We start from the raw sequence: 17,120 nt of genomic DNA, 5'->3' as shown, positions 1-17,120 counted from the left end.
CGTTGCTGCCTAAATGCTTGACGCGTGGGCGAATCACCCGCATAATTTCCATCTTTCTCCAACCTGCAACCCGCGATTCGGGAGTTTTACCTTGGCCAACATCAAGTCCGCGAAGAAGCGTGCGCGCCAGTCCGAGCAGCGCCGCCTGCGCAACATCAGCGCCCGTTCCATGGTGCGCACCGCGCTGAAGAAGGTCGTCAAGGCCATCGAGGCCAAGGACAAGGCTGCGGCCGTGGAAGCTTTCGCCGCTGCCCAGCCAGTGATGGATCGCTACGCTTCGCGTGGCCTGATCCACAAGAACAAGGCCGCTCGCCACAAGAGCCGCCTGAACGCGAAGATCCACGAGCTGGCGTAAGCCGCTCGCTTCGCACGTCACGAAAAAAGCCGGCTGATGCCGGCTTTTTTTGCGGCCACCGACCTTGCCGGCTGCCTTTCAGGCCATCCCTGGCACTTAGTCAAAGTCGCTTCAGGCGACTTTTGCCCGTGAGTGACCACCTTGCGGGTCAGCGCGCATCCGCCTCGGCCATGCTCCACCAGCAGGCCAGCAGCGACATGCCGGTCGCCGCCAACAACAGCGCAACCGCCGGTGCCGACCACTCGCCACGCAGCCAGTCGCGCAGGCCGTCACCCAGCAAGGGCGCGCGCAGCAAGCTCAACCCGCCAGCCCCTACCCCGGCCAGAACGCCGCTCCACAACGGCCATGCGATGCGGCGCCTATGTGGTGGCAGTCGCTGCATCAGCTTCTCGCTGAAGCCCTCGTCTGGCACGGGCCCATCGAAGCTCCGACGCAGCAATGCATCGAGTTCATCGTCAGATGTGTGGCTCATGATGTCCGCTCCTCACCGATGGTTTCCTGCCAGGCCGAGAGCCAGGCCTTGAGTTTCGTCTTGCCGCGCAGCGCATGGGTCTTCACGGTACCCAACGGCATCGCCAGCACATAGGCTGCCTCTTCGTGACTGAGGCCGAGCTGCACGCAATGCAGCAGTACCGCCTGCTCGCCGGCTGAGAGGCGCTGCATTGCGCGCTCGATATCCAGTTGCAAGTCGACCGACTGGGACGACGCCGGGAACCGTTCGAGTTCGCCTTCGCCAGTTTCGTCGACGGTCCATGACCGCTTGCGCAGTGCCTGCAAAAAACAGCTGTAGGCGATGCGATAGAGCCAGGTGGAGAAGCGCGATTCGCCACGGAACTGGCCCAGCTTGCGCCACGCGAGCAGGAAGCTTTCCTGCGCCAGATCGTCGGCCGCCGCCTCGTCGCCGTGCAGCAGCCGGCGCAGCTGGGCGCGCACCATGCCCTGATGGCGGCGCACCAACTGCTCGAACGCCCTGCGGTCCTGGTCCAGCAGGGCACGCGCCACCAGGGCCTGGTCGATGCGTGCCTCGGCATCGCCGTCAGCCATGCCGGCTGTCGCGCCGGTTCAACCACCAGCTGGCGAGATAGCCCAGGCCGGTCATCAGGGGCAGCAGGCCCAGCCCCCACAAGCTGCCGATGCTGCGGCCGTCGTCGAGCTGGCCAGGCAAGGCGAGCAGCATCGCCATCAGCCCGAGGCCGATGCCGATCAGCACCAGCGCACGACGCCGTTCGCAATAGGCCACCTGCGGCTCCACCAGCAGTTGCGGCGGCAGCTCCACGCCCTTGTCGGCCAGTTGCATCAAGGTGCGGTAGCGCGCCTGTGTCTGCAGATAGCGGTAACGCAGCAGGATCAGGACGATGAGGACCGGGGCCGACATCACCACGAAGGGAATGAAAAGGAATTCCATGGGCTTGCTCCAGAAGATGTATCGGGCCGTGCGGCTTTGATGACGATTGATTGGACGACGCGCTTTCCGAAACTCAGTTCTTCGCGCCTTCGGCGGCAAGCAGATCGGCAATCTGCTCGGCCAGCAACCAATGTTGCGAGGGCCCTTCGTTGCTGGTCAGGGCCACGGCCGCGCCGGTTTCCGAAATCATCTCCAGGTCTGCCGTGGTGCCTTCGATGCCGCCCTGGTGGCCGCGGATGTGACGGCCGTGCGAGAGGCGTTCGTCGATGCCGGCGCCAATGGCACCGGGGCCGCCTTCATTCGGCACTTCGCCGTCGAACATCTTCGCCAGCGTGGCGGGCTTGAGCAGCTTGCCGCCGTGCAGGGCCGCGACGAACCGCAACAGGTCGGCATTGGTGGAATAACCGCCACCGGCGGGACTGCCCTTGTAGACGCCCAGCACCCAGTTGGCCTTCCACTTGCGAGAGAACACCCCGTCGTCGTGGTAGTAGCCGACCGCCAGCCCGGGCACGATCTCGTCTTCGCTGTCGAAGCCGCTGGATGTCATATGTGCGGGCTCGAAGATGTGATGCTGGATATAGTCGAAATAGCTTTCGCCGGAGGCGTTCTCGATGATGCGGCCGAGCAGGACGTAGCCGGCGTTGCTGTAGCTCAGCCCCTTGCCCGGTTCGCCCACCTTGGGCTGACGGGCGATCAGACCCAGGTAGTCCGCCGGGTTGACGTAGTGCTGGGCGTGCTCGAAATAGTCCGGCACCATGAAATCGCCTAGGCCCGAAGTGTGGTGCAGCAGTTCCCACACGGTGATCTTCTTCGCCGTCGCCTGATCGGGATACTCCGGCACCCGCTTCGCCAGCGTGTCGTCCCATGACAGCTTGCCGGCCTCGACCAGTTGCGCGATGGCGACCGCGGTGAACATCTTGCCGACCGAGCCGACATGGAACTTCGTCTGGTGATCGACCGGCACGTTGAAGCTGCGGTCGGCCTGCCCGCGGCATTCGTCGAATACGGTCTCGCCGCCATCGAGTACGGTCACGCAACCGGAGAAATCGGACACGCTCACCAGCCGGTCCAGCATGGCGTGTATCTGTTTACCCAGCTCCGCATGCGACACCGGTCCCTTGGGCCAGTCGGCGTAAAGCGGGTTGTCCATCCCGACCAGGTGCACCTGCGTGAACCGGTCGGGATGCGCCGGGTCGGCGACCAGCCAGAACAGACCGGTTTGCGCATTGCGTCGTCCCTTGACCGCGACTTCGAGCAATCCCGGCTGATGCGGATCCGTACGCACGTCGAACACGTCCACGCCGCCTTCGTCGCGCACGGCCGAAACCAGGCCGGCAATGAAGTCCGTCTTGTCGTCGGGGTCGACGGACGCCGACAGGATGCTGGGAGCCCACTGCCGGATCTGCGCCGGATTGTCGGTATCGATATGCCGGACCAGCGTGCCGGCGAGCTTTCCGACGGGCGTGTCTGGCAGTGCGGGGTTCATCGTCTGGGTCGCCGCCATGGCTACGGGCATGCCTGCCGCGGAGGCTAGAACGAAGGCCAGCAAACGCCCCCGTACCTTGGGCAAGCGGGCATGGATGGGTCGGTTCCTCATTGCGCTCTCCTGATCGGTGTCCTGTCCGCACAAGCGCGGATGTCGAAGGCTTGGATGCAAAGAACCGGGCGATTGGATTCAATGCGCCACTGGCGCCCGCAGCGGGGAATGGAATAATCGGCACGACCACCCGCCGGAGCCGACATGCCGCCGATCCCGATCCATCCCATAGAGCTCCTGATCCGTCCCATTGAGCCGCGCGACGACGCCGCGGTTGCAGCGATCATCCGCACGGTGATGCCCGAGTTCGGCGCCGACGGCCCCGGCTTCGCGATCCACGACGCCGAGGTGGACGCGATGAGCGCGGCCTATGCGCAACCGCACTGCAGCTACTTCGTAGTCGAGCGCGACGGCAGGGTGATCGGCGGCGGCGGCATCGCGCCGCTGGTGAACGGCGAAGCGGACGTGTGCGAGCTGCGCAAGATGTACTTCCTGCCGGAGGCGCGCGGCATCGGCGCTGGCGCGGCGATGATGCAGCGCTGCCTCGACGCGGCGCGCACGCACGGCTTCCGCCGTTGCTACCTGGAAACGCTCACCGGCATGGATGCGGCACAGGCGCTCTACACGAAGTCCGGCTTCACTCTGCTGTGCGCGCCGATGGGCGGCACCGGGCACTTCAGTTGCGACCGTTTCTTCATACGCGAGCTTTGAGGCAGGCCATGGCGAACCAGGATCCGCGCATCGACGCCTACATTGCCAAGTCCGCCGAGTTCGCCCGCCCTATCCTCGAATACCTGCGTGCGGTGGTGCATTCGGCCTGCCCGGAAGTCGAGGAAGCGATCAAGTGGGGCATGCCGTTCTTCGTCTATCGCGACGCCCCGCTGTGCATGATGGCCTCGTTCAAGCAGCACTGCGGCTTCGGCTTCTGGTTGAGCAAGCAGGTCACGGGCAGCGACGCGGAAGACGGCATGGGCCAGTTCGGCAAACTCGCCTCGACGAAGGATTTGCCTGCGAAGAAAACGCTGATCGCCCTGATCGGCAAGGCGATGGCGTTGAACGAAGCGGGCGTGAAGTCGGCGCGTGCCAAAGCGGGCACCAAACCGCCGCTCACACCGCCCGAGGATTTCATTGCCCTGCTCGCCCAGCGCAAGCACGCCGCCGCCCGCAAGACCTGGGAAGCTTTTCCGGATGGCTGCAAACGCGAGTACATCGCCTGGATCGTTGAGGCGAAAACCGACGCCACTCGCCAGAAACGCCTCGCCACCACACTGGAGTGGCTGGCCGAAGGCAAGCGTCGCAACTGGAAATACGAGAAATGAGGACCGCCGTCCGATGATCCGCGTTGCACACGAAGCAGACGCCGCCGCCATCCACGCGATCTACGCGCCGCACGTCACCGATGGCATGGCCACGTTCGAAACCGTGCTGCCCGGCGTGGACGCGATGCGCGAACGCGTGCGCGCACGATTGCCGCACTACCCGTGGCTGGTATGGGAGGAAGGCGGCGAAGTACTGGCCTATGCCTATGCCTACCGTTTCCGCGAGCGCGCGGCTTACGACTGGATCGCCGAGACCTCGATCTACGTGCATGCCGACGCGCAGGGCCGCGGCATTGCACGCCGACTCTACGGCTGCCTGTTCGATGCGATGCGCCTGCAGGGCCTTACGCAGGCCGTGGGCGTCATCACCTTGCCCGGCACGGCCAGCGTGGCGTTGCACGAAGCGATGGGCTTCGCACCGGCTGGCGTGTGGCGACAGAGCGGCTGGAAACTGGGCCGCTGGTGGGACGTGGGCGTGTGGCAGAAGGAGTTGCAGGCGGCGACGATTCCACCGCCGTCGCCCACGCCATTCGCCGCCCTGGTTTCAACCGCCGCGCTTGCGCACGTCATGGAGTCGACCTGAAGTCTCCTGCCGATGCCATGGCATCGGCAGGAGATCGAACGACATCAGTGGCCGGCCGTGGCCGCGATGATGCTGGCAATCACGCCTGTGGTGACCGCCACCAGCAGGAAGTCGCCGTTGTCGCTGCGTACCCAGTGATAGCCGCGCGGTGGCGGGCGCAGATGGGCGCTGTGCCAATCGGATACCACGTATTGCCGACCGCGATACGAGGGCGGCAGGTGACCGCCCCTTTTGTACCAACCCTCGTGGCGTCCCTGGTCATACATGCCGTGAAAGTGCTGCGGGCCATGACCCGGCGGCGGATAGCCTTGGCCGGGTGGCCCGTACTGCTGGGCGACAGCGGCGCCGGCCGAAGCCAGCAGGGAACCGCTCAACACGATGACGCCAATAAGCTTCTTCATGGAATCCTCCTCGGTCAATTTCCAAGGCCCGCGATGCTGCAACGCACCTGCTGGCTCCTGTCCGGTTACAAGACCTACCGTGGCAACCCCACGATCCAACCAACACCCTCAACCTTGCGTGAATCCTCGAAGCGCCCCTGTTGCCCGACCGGCGGACGATGCCGCGACTCCGTCTGTTTGCGACGGCCTTTGCCGTGCCGCCCGCGGAACCTGTACCAACCCGAAACCCCACGCCCCGTTCGGCGATCAACGGCAAGCGTCGATCGCCTGCGCCAACCGTTCCACACCGACCACTTCCAGTTCGCCCACGCGGCCGGACTTCGGCGCGTTCGCCTTGGGCACGATGGCGCGGCGGAAACCGTGGTGCGCGGCCTCCTTCAGGCGTTCCTCGCCGTTCGGCACCGGGCGGATTTCGCCGGACAGGCCCACTTCGCCAAACGCGATGGTCTTTTCCGGCAGCGGCCGGTCACGCAGTGAGGACAACACCGCCAGCAGCGTCGGCAGGTCCGCGGCGGTCTCCTGCACCCGGATGCCACCCACCACGTTGATGAACACATCCTGGTCATAGGCAGCCACGCCTCCATGCCGGTGCAGCACGGCCAGCAGCATCGCCAGGCGGTTCTGCTCCAGGCCCAGCGCCACCCGGCGCGGATTGCCCAGCGAAGATTGATCCACCAATGCCTGCACCTCGACCAGCAGCGGCCGGGTGCCTTCGCGGGTCACCATCACCGCGCTGCCCGGCGTGGGGCCGGCATGCACGGAAAGGAAGATCGCGGACGGATTGGGCACCTCGCGCAGGCCCTTGTCGCCCATCGCGAACACGCCCAGTTCGTTGACCGCCCCGAAGCGGTTCTTGAATGCGCGCAACACGCGGAAGCGGCTGCCGGATTCGCCCTCGAAATACAGCACCGCGTCCACCATGTGCTCCAGCACGCGCGGACCGGCGATGCCGCCCTCCTTGGTGACATGGCCGACGAGGAACACGCTGGTCCCGGTTTCCTTGGCGAAGCGCGTGAGCCGCGCCGCTGATTCGCGCACCTGCGACACCGAACCCGGCGCGGCGGTGAGCAGCTCGGTCCAGATCGTCTGGATCGAATCGATCACCAGCACACGCGGCTTCGCCACCGCAGCCTGTTCCAGGATGCGTTCGATGCAGGTTTCGGCCAGCGCCTGCAGCGGCGCCAGGGGCAGGCCCAGGCGCTGCGCGCGCGACGCCACCTGCGCCAGCGACTCCTCGCCGGTGACGTAGACGCTGGGCAATTGCACACCCAGCGTGCCAAGCATCTGCAGCAACAGAGTCGACTTGCCGATGCCCGGGTCGCCGCCCACCAGCACCACCGAGCCCTCGACCAGGCCGCCGCCCAGTACGCGATCCAGTTCGCCAATGCCGGTGAGTGTGCGCGCCTCGGCAGTCACCGCCACTTCAGTCAACGGCATCACCCGGCTGGCGCCGGCTGCCTTGCCTGCATAACCGCCGCGCGCGGCGCCAGCCGACTTCACCGCAGGCTGCAGCACGATCTCGGAAAGTGTGTTCCACGCCCCGCACTCCACGCATGAGCCCTGCCACTTGGGATGCTCGGCGCCGCAATCGGTGCAGACATAGGCGGTCTTGGGCTTGGCCATGGATTCATTTCCCGGAGCGCAAAGTAGTGAGCTTAGTCGCCCATCGTCACAAATCACGAGACCCGTGTCCCCGCGATGCCACGTACGCGTCTGCTGACAACAGGCTGTCAGCAGAGGCCGCGTAAGTTTCATCCCCTACTCTGCCACCAGTGACCGACACTCGTGCGATCGCGCCGATCCATTTCCACACACCATGCAGCAGCAACGGCAGTGCCGACGCATCGGTCGTCGCAGGGACGCGGCTGCCTCCTGTTGACCCTGTGTCTCGGCGTCCTGCTTGCGCAGATCGACACTTCGGTCGTCAACCTCGCGTTGCATCCCATAGCGACCGCCTTGAGTCTCGGGGTTGCTCCGCTGCAGTGGATCGTCGATGGCTACAACCTGACGTACGCGCTTTTTCTTCTCACCGGCGGACTGCTGGGTGACCTGTTCGGCCGGCGCCGCATCTTCACCGCCGGCGTCGCCATCTTCTGCGCCGGCTGTCTGACCTGCGGGGTGGCCAACGACGCAGCGGTACTCATTCTGGGCCGTGTCGTCGCCGGATTGGGGGCGGCATTTCTGCTGCCTGCGTCGCTGGCGATACTGCGGGTCGAATGGACCGACCCGGCAGAACGAGGTCGTGCGCTGGGCATCTGGGCCGGTTGCAACGGTCTGGCCTTCGCGATCGGTCCGACGCTTGGCGGCCTGTTGATCCAGGGCTTCGGCTGGCGCAGCGTGTTTCTGATTGTCCTGCCGGTGGGTGCCCTGGCCTGCGTACTCGCGCGGCTGTCCGTGCCGGAATCGGCCGACCCGCAAGGTCGACGCTTCGATCTGGCCGGCCAGATCTTTGGTGCCGTCGCCCTAGGCGGCCTGGCATTGACTGCCATCGAAGGCCGCGAAACACCCGGCCTGCTCGCCGTTACGCTGCCGGTCACGGCGCTCGCCATCGCGTTGTTCGTGGCAGTCGAGCGCCGCCATGGCGACGCCGCCCTGGTGCCGATTTCCCTGTTCCGCATAGCGGATTTCACGGGAGCCATCGGCGCGACGGCCGCGATGACCTTCGGGATGTACGGCCTGCTGTTCCTGCTGCCGCTCTGCTGGCAGACCGCTGGCGCGAATGCCAGTCCGCTCGACCCCGTGCAGGCCGGCCTGGGTCTGCTGCCGATGGCCGCAATCTTCGTCATGGTCTCCCGGTGTTCCGGCGCACTGACCGAGCGGTTCGGCACACGCGCGACCATCGCCGCCGGTACGGGAATCATCGGCCTCGGCCTGCTGGTCGTCGCCTTGACCGAAGGCGGTCGTCCGATGGGTCTGGCTCAAGCGGGGCTGGTACTGACCGGCCTGGGCATGGGTGCGAATACGGGGCCACTCATGGGCGTCGCCGTGGCATCGGTGTCCGCTGCCCGCTCGGGCACCGCCTCGGCGCTCATCAATGTCGCCCGCATGGTTGGTGCCACGCTCGGGGTCGCCGGCCTAGGCACGCTCTACGCGCTCTGTGGGAACGGTGCCCATGCGCTCAGCGTTGCACTCGTCACCGGTGGTCTGGTGCAACTGGGCGGTGCGCTTCTCGCCTGGCTGACTATCGGTCGCACAAGCCACATGGATGCGCGCGGACATGCTCCATCTTCCGAGCGAGCGCCCTAGCCTTCGTCCTCGACGAACAGCACACGGCGCGTCATGCCGCAGGTGAGGTCGTAGCTGATGGTGCCGGCATTGGCTGCGACGGTTTCCGCCGGCAGGCCATCGCCCCAAAGGGTGACGCGGTCGCCCACTTTCGCCTGTGGTGCCGTGCGCAGGTCGAGCGTGACAAGATCCATCGAAACGCGGCCGATCAGCGGCACGCGCGCGTCGCCCACCAATACCGGCGTGCCACTGGCCGCGCTGCGTGGGTAGCCGTCGCCATAGCCGACGGCAGCCACGCCCACCGGCATGTCCTCCGGGCAGATCCATGTGCCGTTGTAACCGATACGCTCGCCCTTGCCGATGCGGTTGATCGCGATCAGCCGCGTGGACAGCGTCATCGCGGGACGGAAGCCGAAATCCACGCCGCTCTTGTCGTTCACCACCGACAAGCCATACAGCAGACCACCGGTGCGCACCCAGTCGGCGCGCGCCTCGGGCCAACCCAGCACGGCGGCCGAGTTGGACAGCGAGCGCGGGCCATCGAGGCCATGGGTCACTTCGTTGAAGCGCGCGATCTGCACGCGCGTGACATCGCCGTCGAACACTTCCGACTCGGCGAAGTGTGTGAGCAGGCCGATCTCGGCATCGATGCCGGGCATCGCGGCAAGCCGCATATGCACCTCGGCCACGCGCTCGGGAGCAAAGCCCAGGCGATGCATGCCGCTGTCGATCTTCAACCATATGCGCAGGCGTCCGCGCGCCGTGCTGGCTTCGGACAGCCACGCCAACTGTGCCTCGTGATGGATCGCCGCCTCCAGCCCGAGCCGCTGCATCTCGGCGATGTCGCCAGGCTGGTCGGGGCCGGACAGCACCACGATGCGCTGGCGGTGACCCGCCGCGCGCAGACGCAGGCCGTCGCCCAGCGCAGCCACCGCGAAGCATTCGGCCTCGGCGTCCAGCGCGCGCGCCACGCGCTCCAGCCCGTGGCCGTAGGCGTCGGCCTTGACCACCGCCATCACCTTCGCTGGCGCGGCCATGGCCTTGATGCGGGCAAGATTTTGGCGCAGAGCGCCCAGATGAATGGTGGCGACGGTTGTGCGGCTCATGCGGGGCGCGCGGTTACTCGAAGCTGCCCACGAACGAATCGGCAGCGTAGTTCTCGAACTTGGTGTAATGGCCAAGGAAGGTGAGCTTCACCGTATCGGTGGGGCCATTACGCTGCTTGCCGATGATGATCTCGGCCAGGCCCTTATCCGCCGATTCCTTGTTGTAGTACTCGTCGCGGTAGATGAACATGATCACGTCGGCATCCTGCTCGATGGCGCCCGATTCGCGCAGGTCAGACATCATCGGACGCTTGTCGGCGCGCTGTTCCAGCGAGCGGTTCAACTGCGAAAGGGCGATCACGGGCACGTTGAGTTCCTTGGCGAGCCCCTTCAGTGAACGCGAGATTTCTGAAATCTCGGTGGCGCGATTCTCCTTGTTCCCGGGCACCTGCATCAGCTGCAGGTAATCGATCACGATCAGGCCCAGGCCGCCATGCTCGCGGTGCAGGCGACGGGCGCGCGAGCGCATTTCCACCGGCGACAGGCCCGGCGTGTCGTCGATGAAGATCTTCGCTTCCGAGAGAATGGCGATGGCGTTGGAGACGCGCGGCCAATCCTCCTCGTTGAGGTCGCCGTTGCGCAGCGCTTGCTGATGGATGCGGCCCACCGAGGAAATCAGGCGGAACGCCAGCTGCGAGGCGGACATTTCCATCGAGAACACCACCACCGCCTTCTTCGCGCGCAACGCGGCGCTCTCTGCGATGTTCAGCGCGAAGGCCGTCTTGCCCATCGAGGGGCGCGCGGCCACGATGATCAGATCGGAGGGCTGCAGGCCCGAGGTGAGATTGTCGAGGTCGGTGAAGCCGCTGGTGATGCCGGTGAGCTGGCCGCGATTCTCGTAGCGCTCGGTGAGCAGGCGGAACGCATCCTTCACCGCCTCGCGCATGGAGACGGAATCCTTCTTGCCGCGCGCACCCGATTCGGCGATGTGGAACACACGCTGCTCGGCGCTTTCCAGCACCTCCTGCACGCTCTTGCCTTCGGGGCGGTAGCCGTCCTCGGTGATCGAGGTGCCGGCATCGATCAGCTGACGCAGTACGGATTTCTCGCGCACGATTTCCGCGTAGGCAGCGATGTTCGCCGCGCTGGGCGTGCTGTTGGCCAGCTCGATCAAGTAGCTCGCGCCGCCGACCATCTCGGCCAGTCCGTTGGCCTCGAACCAGTCGCCCAGGGTCACCGCGTCGCAGGGCATGCCCTTGTTCGCCAGTTCGGTGATCGCGCGCCAGATCAGGCGGTGGTCGCGGCGGTAGAAATCCTCTTCGCCGAGGCGGTCGGCCACCTTGTCCAGCGCGTCGGGCGCCAGCATCAGGCCGCCCAGCACCGCCTGCTCGGCATCGATGGAATGCGGCGGCACGCGCAGCGCCTCGATGGCCGGCGACGAAGGCTTGCGTTCGGGCACGTAGGACATCGGGCTACCTCGGGAAAGACGAACCGGCCGCGTTCGCCGCGGCACACGCCGACGCTCGACAGCGGGCAAGACCCACATGATGCGCGGCGGCGTCTCATGGGTCGAGATGGAAAGCTGTGGAAAAGCTGGGGAAAGTTGGGGATAAGCAGCACACCTCCTCAACCGCCTTCCAGCTCCAAAACGAACGGGCGCCCGAAGGCGCCCGTTCGCGAAAAATCGCCTGGAGCGATTTTTGACATCGTGCAGCGATGGCCTGTAAGGCGACCACCAAGGATGGTGGTCGCAAACGTGTGGCGGCGGCCTTACTTCTTCTCGCCGACCACGATCACCTTGACGCTGGTCTGCACATCGGCATGCAGGTGGATGGCCACCTCGAACTCGCCGACGTTGCGCAGCGGGCCTTCGCCCAGGATCACTTCACCCTTGTGGATGTCGTGGCCGACGGCCTGCAGCGCCTCGGCGATGTCGCGCGGGCCGACCGAGCCGTACAGCTTGCCTTCGGGGCTGGCGTGCGCTTCGATCGTCACCGAAACGTCGGCCAGCTTGGCCTTGCGGCCTTCGGCCTCGCTCAGCATGTTCTTGGCGCGCGCCTCGTACTCGGCGCGGCGCTGCTCGAACGCAGCCAGGTTGGCGGCGTTCACGCGTACGGCCTTGCCCTGCGGGATCAGGAAGTTGCGGCCGTAGCCCGGCTTCACGCTGACCTTGTCACCGAGGTCGCCGAGGTTGCGCACTTTCTGCAGAAGAATGAGTTCCATGGGTATTCCTTTTCGTTAGCGCCGGGATGGCCGACGCAGCCGTGGACGGCTGTCCGAAGGTCCTGCTTTCGGCGCTCTCCTCCGGAGGAGAAGAGCGCCGGAGCATCAGACGTCGTGGTTGTCGGTGTACGGCAGCAGCGAGAGGAAGCGCGCGCGCTTGATCGCGGTCGCCAGCTGGCGCTGGTAGCGCGCCTTGGTGCCGGTGATGCGGCTCGGCACGATCTTGCCGTTCTCGGTGATGTACTGGCGCAGGGTGTTGAGATCCTTGTAGTCGATCTCCTTCACCTTCTCCGCGGTGAAGCGGCAGAACTTGCGGCGGCGGAAAAACTTGGACATGGTCGTGGTTCCTCTCAGTCTTCGCTGTCGCTGTCGTTGTCGCGGCTGTCGACGTCATCATCACGGCGACGCGACGAGCGGGCGTCGTCCTTTTCCTTGCTCTTCAGGATGAAGGACTGCTCGGTATCGGCGCTGTCACGCTTGACGACGAGGTGACGCAGCACGGCGTCGTTGAAGCGGAAGCCCGACTCCAGCTCGTTCAGCGCGTTCTGGCCGACTTCGATGTTCAGCAGCACGTAGTGCGCCTTGGCCAGGTTGACGATCGGGTAGGCCAGCTGGCGGCGGCCCCAGTCTTCCAGGCGGTGGATCTTGCCGCCGTCGGCCTCGATCAGCGACTTGTAGCGCTCGATCATGGCAGGGACCTGCTCGCTCTGGTCAGGGTGGACCAGAAACACGACTTCGTAATGTCGCAGGGACATCGTGGTTCGACTCCTTGTGGATGCGGCCGGAATGGCCTCGCAGCCTCCCGCCGGATGCGGTGAGGCAAGTGCCCATCACGTCCCTTGCGGGGCGGACAGAAGCGGAATTGTACGGGGAACGCAAGGGGAGACGCAAGTAACTGAATTTGAAGAGCGCAGCCATGGATGGCTGCCCGCCTGACCTTGGCGATCAAGGATGAGCGCACAAATACCGCATGGCCGCCCGTTTGACTTTTGCGCTCAGGGAAGAGCGCAATAGGTAGCGCCCCGTTCACCCCACCGTGAAGCTTTCGCCGCAACCGCACTCGCCGGTGGCGTTGGGGTTGTGGAACACGAAGCTGGCGTTGAGGCCCTGCTTCTGGAAATCGATCACGGTGCCGTCCACCAGCGGCAGGCTCTTGTCGTCCACCACCAGCGGCACGCCGTCGATGCTGATCAGCCGGTCGCCTTCGCCCAGCGACTGGGCCAGATCCACCACATAGCCGAAACCGGAGCAGCCGGTGCGCTTCACGCCGAAACGCACGCCGGCGGCGTCCGGCGACTGCGCGAGGAAGCGGCGCATGCGTTCGCTGGCGGCGGGGGTGATCGTGATGGTCATGGCTGTCGGCAATCGTGCGAAACGTGGAAAGACACATGCCATTTTGGTCGCGGCACGTGCGGGGCCTAGATTATCATGCGGGTTTGTCCACGCGCCCCACAGGACGCGCGTTCCCCTACTAAATGCGCCCGCTGCGGCACATTTCAACAGGAGTTCCCATTCATGACGGTGGTCAGCGTCAAACAGGCTCTTTCCGGTGCCATCGAGGCCGGCAACGTGGTCACGGTCCGCGGCTGGGTGCGCACGATCCGCGATGCCAAGGGCGGCCTGTCCTTCGTCAACGTGACCGACGGCTCCTGTTTCGACCCGATCCAGGCCGTGGCCACCGACAAGCTGGCCAACTACGAGAGCGAGGTGAAGCACCTCACCACCGGCGCGGGCGTGATCGTCACCGGTACGCTGGCGCCGTCGCAGGGCAAGGGCCAGCGTTTCGAGATCCAGACCGACACGGTGGAAGTCACCGGCTTTGTGGACGATCCGCTGACCTATCCGATCCAGCCCAAGCCGCACACCATGGAATTCCTGCGCGAAGTGGCGCACCTGCGCCCGCGCACCAACCTGTTCGGCGCGGTGACGCGCGTGCGCCACACCATGATGACGGCGATCCACCGCTGGCTCACCGAACAGGGCTTCTTCTGGATCAACACGCCGATCATCACCACCTCGGACGCGGAAGGCGCCGGCGACATGTTCCGCCTGTCCACCCTGGACCTGGCCAACCTGCCGCGCACGCCGGACGGCAAGATCGATTTCCGCAAGGACTTCTTCGGCCGCGAAGCCTTCCTCACCGTGTCCGGCCAGCTCAACGTGGAGGCTTACTGCCTCGCGATGAGCAAGGTCTACACCTTCGGCCCCACCTTCCGCGCGGAAAACTCCAACACCCCGCGCCACCTCGCCGAGTTCTGGATGGTGGAACCGGAGATCGCCTTCGCCGATCTCAACGACAATGCCGACTGCGCGGAGGGCTTCCTCAAGGCCATCTTCAAGGCCGTGCTGGAGGAGCGCGCGGACGACATGGCGTTCTTCGCCGAGCGCGTGCAACCGGATGCGATCAGCCGCCTGGAAGCCTTCATCGCCCAGCCGTTCGAGCGCATCGATTACACCGAGGCCGTAGAGATCCTCAAGAGGTCCGGGCAGAAATTCGAATACCCGGTGGCCTGGGGCATCGACCTGCAGACCGAGCACGAGCGCTATCTCGCCGAGAAACATATCGGCCGTCCCGTGGTCGTAATGAACTATCCAGAGGCAATCAAGGCCTTCTACATGCGTTTGAACGATGACGAAAAGACCGTGGCGGCGATGGATGTACTGGCGCCCGGCATCGGCGAGATCATCGGCGGCGCACAACGCGAGGAGCGCCTCGATCATTTGGACGCCCGGATGGCCAAATTCGGACTCGATCCTGCCACTTATGGCTGGTACCGTGACCTCCGCCGTTACGGTACCGTGCCGCACGCTGGCTTCGGCCTCGGCTTCGAGCGCCTGCTGGTCTATGTGTGCGGTCTCTCCAACATCCGCGATGCCATCCCCTATCCGCGTGCGGCAGGGACGGCCGAATTCTGAGTTAACTGATGCGAATGAAGCGCCGGTCCCCCACCCTGCCCCTCATCCTCGCCGCCGGCACGCTGCTGGCTGGTTGTCACACCGTGAAGACGCTGGTGCCGCCCAACCTGCGCCCGCCAGACACCAGCAATGCACCGCTCAAGCTGGCGCAGAAGCAACTGCTCGACGCTTCGCCCTGCTGTACCAGCTTTGCGGACTTCTCCTACCAGGACATGCTGCCGTGGCAGCCGCAGGCGTACACGCTGGGCAGCGGCAGCAGCGTGGCGGACATCAACGGCACGCACAGCTACTTCCTCGCCTTTCGCCTGCCGGAAGGCGCCAAGCTGCCCTACCGACTGGCGTTCAAATCCGAATTGAACGGCCGCTGGCTGAAGTCCAGCTACCTGTTTGCGCCTACCGTGGTGTTGCTTGACAGCGGCTTCCAGCCGATCGCCTCCGACGACGTCTCCCTGTGCGAGCACATGGGCTGGAGCGATGCGAGTTCCGGTGCGTTCGGTGTCTACACCGTCAACAGCAAGCAGGCGCGCTACCTGCTGATCTACAGCTCGGCCGATCAGCAGAAGGGCAAGACCTACTGGGAGCAGTCGCCCACCGCGTTTTCCACCCAGAACACCCAGGCCACACTGGGCATGGATGCCAGCGGCACCTTCAGCGTGCCGCACGGCCCTGATGGCACGATCTGGGTAGGTATGATGGATGCCACCTATGCCAAGGCCGTGGACAATGCGATCTGCAAAAAGCCCCCGCAGGGCGATGGCCTCTTGAACACCTTGCGCACCGCCCTGCCCTGGGGCGGCAACGGTGGCGGCTCGAATGGCAGCAACAGCACCAGTCCTGGCGCGACTCCCGGCACCAATACCGCTGCCCCCAAGGCCACGGAGGGCTGAGCGTGCTGGCCATCTACCTCGGCCTGCTGGCCACCGGCGTCGTGCTGTTCGTGCTCTCCTACGTGGCACCGTTCCGGGTGGCTTCGCTGATGCGCCAACGCCAACCCCAGCACTGGGAGGTAGTAATCGAGTCGGCCAAAGGCAGGATCGGTCCGCTGCGGATCTGGATGCGCATGCAATACGTGCTGCGCTCGCCCGCGCTGACCCTGCTGGGTGACCGCGACATCAACCGCTGGCGCGGCATCTGGCGCTACAGCCAGTGGCTGGGTTGGTCGTGCTGGCTGGCCGCGCTGGGCATGCGCCTGCGCTGGGGCTGAGACCACCGGAGCCTCCATGCAATTGAATCTCGAAGGTCGTCACGCCCTGGTCTGCGGCGCCTCGCAAGGCATCGGCCACGCCAGCGCGATCGAATTGGCGCAGCTTGGCGCCGATGTCACCCTGCTGGCGCGCCGCGCCGAAGTGCTGGAAACCCTCACCGCCGCGTTGCCTCGCATCCATCCGGAGCAGCACCACGGATTCATCGCCGTCGATGTCGGCGACGCTCTCGCCCTGCGCGCGCAATCCGAAGCACTGGTCGCCCGTGCGCCCGTGCATATCCTCGTCAACAATAGTGGCGGCCCGCCGCCCGGCAGCGTACTGGACGCCACGCCGCAGGATTTCCTCGCCGCGTGGCAGCAGCATCTGTTGGCCTGCCATACGCTGGCGCAGGCCGTCGTGCCCGGCATGCGCGCGGCCGGCTGGGGTCGCATCGTCAACGTGATCTCGACCTCGGTGCGCGAACCGATCCCCGGCATCGGCGTATCCAATACCACGCGCGGCGCGGTGGCCAGCTGGGCCAAGACCCTGGCCGGGGAACTGGCGCCGTTCGGCATCACCGTCAACAACGTGTTGCCCGGCTCCACCTGTACGCCGCGCATCGAGCAGATCGTCGCCGCGCGGGCGCAGAAGAGCGGCAAACCGCTGATCGAAGTGCAGCAGGCAATGGAAGCCGAGGTGCCCATGCACCGTTTCGCCGACGCCTCGGAGATCGCCGCCGCAGTGGCTTTTCTCGCCTCACCCGCCGCGAGTTACATCACCGGCGTCAGCCTGCCGGTGGACGGTGGACGCATGCGTTCGCTGTAAGCGCCTATTCCCGATTCTCCATGACCCAAGTTGCCATCGGACCGGGCTGTTCGCCCGAGCACCGACGTCATCACCCGATCATGGCCGGACATCCGATCCTT

Annotated in this window: 21 protein-coding genes; 9 read left to right on the top strand and 12 right to left on the bottom strand. The window is 65.5% G+C overall.

The genetic code is table 11. From position 1 onward, the window contains the following. Positions 1-91 precede the first annotated feature (91 nt). The gene (gene rpsT / locus ISP25_RS19575) at positions 92-355 is read left to right on the top strand and encodes a 30S ribosomal protein S20 (protein WP_192105491.1); all 264 of its coding nucleotides are present in this window, start codon (positions 92-94) and stop codon (positions 353-355) included. A 148-nt stretch (positions 356-503) separates the two neighbouring features. Here the strand turns inward: rpsT and ISP25_RS19570 are convergent, their stop codons facing one another. From ISP25_RS19570 to ISP25_RS19555, 4 genes are all read right to left on the bottom strand, one after another. Beyond that, entirely contained in the window at positions 504-827 is a 324-nt protein-coding gene (locus ISP25_RS19570; protein WP_404616080.1) for a hypothetical protein, read from the bottom strand. Beyond that, on the bottom strand, positions 824-1,399 hold the full coding sequence (locus ISP25_RS19565; RefSeq protein ID WP_404616079.1) for an RNA polymerase sigma factor: 576 nt from the start codon (positions 1,397-1,399) through the stop codon (positions 824-826). Before ISP25_RS19565 ends, ISP25_RS19570 begins: the two co-directional genes overlap by 4 nt. Further along, the gene (locus ISP25_RS19560) at positions 1,392-1,760 is read right to left on the bottom strand and encodes a DUF6249 domain-containing protein (RefSeq protein ID WP_404616078.1); all 369 of its coding nucleotides are present in this window, start codon (positions 1,758-1,760) and stop codon (positions 1,392-1,394) included. Before ISP25_RS19560 ends, ISP25_RS19565 begins: the two co-directional genes overlap by 8 nt. 73 nt (positions 1,761-1,833) lie before the next feature. Continuing rightward, a complete protein-coding gene (locus ISP25_RS19555) occupies positions 1,834-3,357 on the bottom strand; it encodes a serine hydrolase domain-containing protein (protein ID WP_404616077.1) in 1,524 nt (507 codons plus the stop codon). A 144-nt stretch (positions 3,358-3,501) separates the two neighbouring features. Here ISP25_RS19555 and ISP25_RS19550 point away from each other — a divergent pair, with 144 nt between their 5' ends. Genes ISP25_RS19550 through ISP25_RS19540 form a run of 3 tightly spaced genes read left to right on the top strand, consistent with a single transcriptional unit; the run spans position 3,502 to position 5,199 of the window. Beyond that, entirely contained in the window at positions 3,502-4,008 is a 507-nt protein-coding gene (locus tag ISP25_RS19550; protein WP_404616076.1) for a GNAT family N-acetyltransferase, read from the top strand. Between the two features lie 8 nt (positions 4,009-4,016). After that, on the top strand, positions 4,017-4,616 hold the full coding sequence (locus tag ISP25_RS19545; protein WP_404616075.1) for a YdeI/OmpD-associated family protein: 600 nt from the start codon (positions 4,017-4,019) through the stop codon (positions 4,614-4,616). A gap of 13 nt (positions 4,617-4,629) precedes the next feature. After that, positions 4,630-5,199 carry a GNAT family N-acetyltransferase gene (locus tag ISP25_RS19540; protein WP_404616074.1) on the top strand — a complete coding sequence of 190 codons (570 nt, stop codon included), beginning with the start codon at positions 4,630-4,632 and terminating at the stop codon, positions 5,197-5,199. A 44-nt stretch (positions 5,200-5,243) separates the two neighbouring features. On the opposite strand, the gene ISP25_RS19535 is transcribed toward ISP25_RS19540, so the two are convergent. Further along, entirely contained in the window at positions 5,244-5,600 is a 357-nt protein-coding gene (locus ISP25_RS19535; protein ID WP_192156384.1) for an RcnB family protein, read from the bottom strand. 246 nt (positions 5,601-5,846) lie between these two features. Continuing rightward, on the bottom strand, positions 5,847-7,223 hold the full coding sequence (radA, locus tag ISP25_RS19530; RefSeq protein ID WP_404616073.1) for a DNA repair protein RadA: 1,377 nt from the start codon (positions 7,221-7,223) through the stop codon (positions 5,847-5,849). 252 nt (positions 7,224-7,475) lie between these two features. On the opposite strand from radA, the gene ISP25_RS19525 reads away from it, so the two are divergent. Beyond that, complete coding sequence (locus tag ISP25_RS19525; protein ID WP_404616072.1) at positions 7,476-8,846, top strand: MFS transporter; 1,371 nt, start codon at positions 7,476-7,478, stop codon at positions 8,844-8,846. On the opposite strand, the gene alr is transcribed toward ISP25_RS19525, so the two are convergent. The 6 genes from alr to ISP25_RS19495 form a co-directional block, all read right to left on the bottom strand. Next, on the bottom strand, positions 8,843-9,931 hold the full coding sequence (gene alr, locus ISP25_RS19520) for an alanine racemase (protein WP_404616071.1): 1,089 nt from the start codon (positions 9,929-9,931) through the stop codon (positions 8,843-8,845). The genes ISP25_RS19525 and alr overlap by 4 nt on opposite strands. Positions 9,932-9,944: 13 nt before the next feature. Beyond that, complete coding sequence (locus ISP25_RS19515; RefSeq protein ID WP_192156390.1) at positions 9,945-11,339, bottom strand: replicative DNA helicase; 1,395 nt, start codon at positions 11,337-11,339, stop codon at positions 9,945-9,947. Positions 11,340-11,641: 302 nt separating this feature from the next. After that, positions 11,642-12,094, bottom strand: a complete 453-nt coding sequence (gene rplI, locus ISP25_RS19510) for a 50S ribosomal protein L9 (RefSeq protein WP_192156392.1) — start codon at positions 12,092-12,094, stop codon at positions 11,642-11,644. A 105-nt stretch (positions 12,095-12,199) separates the two neighbouring features. Continuing rightward, positions 12,200-12,430: a 30S ribosomal protein S18 gene (gene rpsR / locus ISP25_RS19505; RefSeq protein WP_008213232.1), complete on the bottom strand. Its 231-nt coding sequence runs from the start codon at positions 12,428-12,430 to the stop codon at positions 12,200-12,202. 14 nt (positions 12,431-12,444) lie between these two features. Beyond that, positions 12,445-12,849 carry a 30S ribosomal protein S6 gene (gene rpsF, locus ISP25_RS19500; protein ID WP_192156394.1) on the bottom strand — a complete coding sequence of 135 codons (405 nt, stop codon included), beginning with the start codon at positions 12,847-12,849 and terminating at the stop codon, positions 12,445-12,447. Positions 12,850-13,120: 271 nt separating this feature from the next. After that, positions 13,121-13,447: a HesB/IscA family protein gene (locus ISP25_RS19495; protein ID WP_404616070.1), complete on the bottom strand. Its 327-nt coding sequence runs from the start codon at positions 13,445-13,447 to the stop codon at positions 13,121-13,123. Positions 13,448-13,609: 162 nt separating this feature from the next. Between ISP25_RS19495 and asnS the strand changes: the two genes are divergently transcribed. From asnS to ISP25_RS19475, 4 genes are read left to right on the top strand one after another with little or no spacing between them, the layout of a single operon-like run. Further along, the gene (asnS, locus tag ISP25_RS19490; RefSeq protein WP_404616069.1) at positions 13,610-15,010 is read left to right on the top strand and encodes an asparagine--tRNA ligase; all 1,401 of its coding nucleotides are present in this window, start codon (positions 13,610-13,612) and stop codon (positions 15,008-15,010) included. Positions 15,011-15,024: 14 nt separating this feature from the next. Beyond that, positions 15,025-15,897, top strand: a complete 873-nt coding sequence (locus ISP25_RS19485) for a MalM family protein (protein ID WP_404616068.1) — start codon at positions 15,025-15,027, stop codon at positions 15,895-15,897. A gap of 2 nt (positions 15,898-15,899) precedes the next feature. Next, on the top strand, positions 15,900-16,214 hold the full coding sequence (locus ISP25_RS19480; RefSeq protein ID WP_404616067.1) for a hypothetical protein: 315 nt from the start codon (positions 15,900-15,902) through the stop codon (positions 16,212-16,214). A 16-nt stretch (positions 16,215-16,230) separates the two neighbouring features. Continuing rightward, positions 16,231-17,019 carry an SDR family oxidoreductase gene (locus ISP25_RS19475; RefSeq protein ID WP_404616066.1) on the top strand — a complete coding sequence of 263 codons (789 nt, stop codon included), beginning with the start codon at positions 16,231-16,233 and terminating at the stop codon, positions 17,017-17,019. Positions 17,020-17,120: the final 101 nt, after the last annotated feature.

Source organism: Rhodanobacter hydrolyticus, from assembly GCF_044904645.1.
The sequence above is the reverse complement of the archived record's forward strand: the minus strand, read 5'-3'. Positions and strand labels throughout refer to the sequence as shown.

Excerpts from the sequence above, each read along its gene's own strand:
- radA (WP_404616073.1), bottom strand. The coding sequence starts at position 7,223 with ATGGCCAAGCCCAAGACCGCCTATGTCTGCACCGATTGCGGCGCCGAG.
- rpsR (WP_008213232.1), bottom strand. The coding sequence starts at position 12,430 with ATGTCCAAGTTTTTCCGCCGCCGCAAGTTCTGCCGCTTCACCGCGGAG.
- ISP25_RS19560 (WP_404616078.1), bottom strand. The coding sequence starts at position 1,760 with ATGGAATTCCTTTTCATTCCCTTCGTGGTGATGTCGGCCCCGGTCCTC.
- ISP25_RS19565 (WP_404616079.1), bottom strand. The coding sequence starts at position 1,399 with ATGGCTGACGGCGATGCCGAGGCACGCATCGACCAGGCCCTGGTGGCG.
- ISP25_RS19475 (WP_404616066.1), top strand. The coding sequence starts at position 16,231 with ATGCAATTGAATCTCGAAGGTCGTCACGCCCTGGTCTGCGGCGCCTCG.
- rpsF (WP_192156394.1), bottom strand. The coding sequence starts at position 12,849 with ATGTCCCTGCGACATTACGAAGTCGTGTTTCTGGTCCACCCTGACCAG.
- ISP25_RS19570 (WP_404616080.1), bottom strand. The coding sequence starts at position 827 with ATGAGCCACACATCTGACGATGAACTCGATGCATTGCTGCGTCGGAGC.
- ISP25_RS19495 (WP_404616070.1), bottom strand. The coding sequence starts at position 13,447 with ATGACCATCACGATCACCCCCGCCGCCAGCGAACGCATGCGCCGCTTC.
- ISP25_RS19540 (WP_404616074.1), top strand. The coding sequence starts at position 4,630 with ATGATCCGCGTTGCACACGAAGCAGACGCCGCCGCCATCCACGCGATC.
- ISP25_RS19515 (WP_192156390.1), bottom strand. The coding sequence starts at position 11,339 with ATGTCCTACGTGCCCGAACGCAAGCCTTCGTCGCCGGCCATCGAGGCG.
- ISP25_RS19485 (WP_404616068.1), top strand. The coding sequence starts at position 15,025 with ATGAAGCGCCGGTCCCCCACCCTGCCCCTCATCCTCGCCGCCGGCACG.
- rplI (WP_192156392.1), bottom strand. The coding sequence starts at position 12,094 with ATGGAACTCATTCTTCTGCAGAAAGTGCGCAACCTCGGCGACCTCGGT.
- alr (WP_404616071.1), bottom strand. The coding sequence starts at position 9,931 with ATGAGCCGCACAACCGTCGCCACCATTCATCTGGGCGCTCTGCGCCAA.
- asnS (WP_404616069.1), top strand. The coding sequence starts at position 13,610 with ATGACGGTGGTCAGCGTCAAACAGGCTCTTTCCGGTGCCATCGAGGCC.
- ISP25_RS19550 (WP_404616076.1), top strand. The coding sequence starts at position 3,502 with ATGCCGCCGATCCCGATCCATCCCATAGAGCTCCTGATCCGTCCCATT.
- ISP25_RS19545 (WP_404616075.1), top strand. The coding sequence starts at position 4,017 with ATGGCGAACCAGGATCCGCGCATCGACGCCTACATTGCCAAGTCCGCC.
- ISP25_RS19535 (WP_192156384.1), bottom strand. The coding sequence starts at position 5,600 with ATGAAGAAGCTTATTGGCGTCATCGTGTTGAGCGGTTCCCTGCTGGCT.
- ISP25_RS19555 (WP_404616077.1), bottom strand. The coding sequence starts at position 3,357 with ATGAGGAACCGACCCATCCATGCCCGCTTGCCCAAGGTACGGGGGCGT.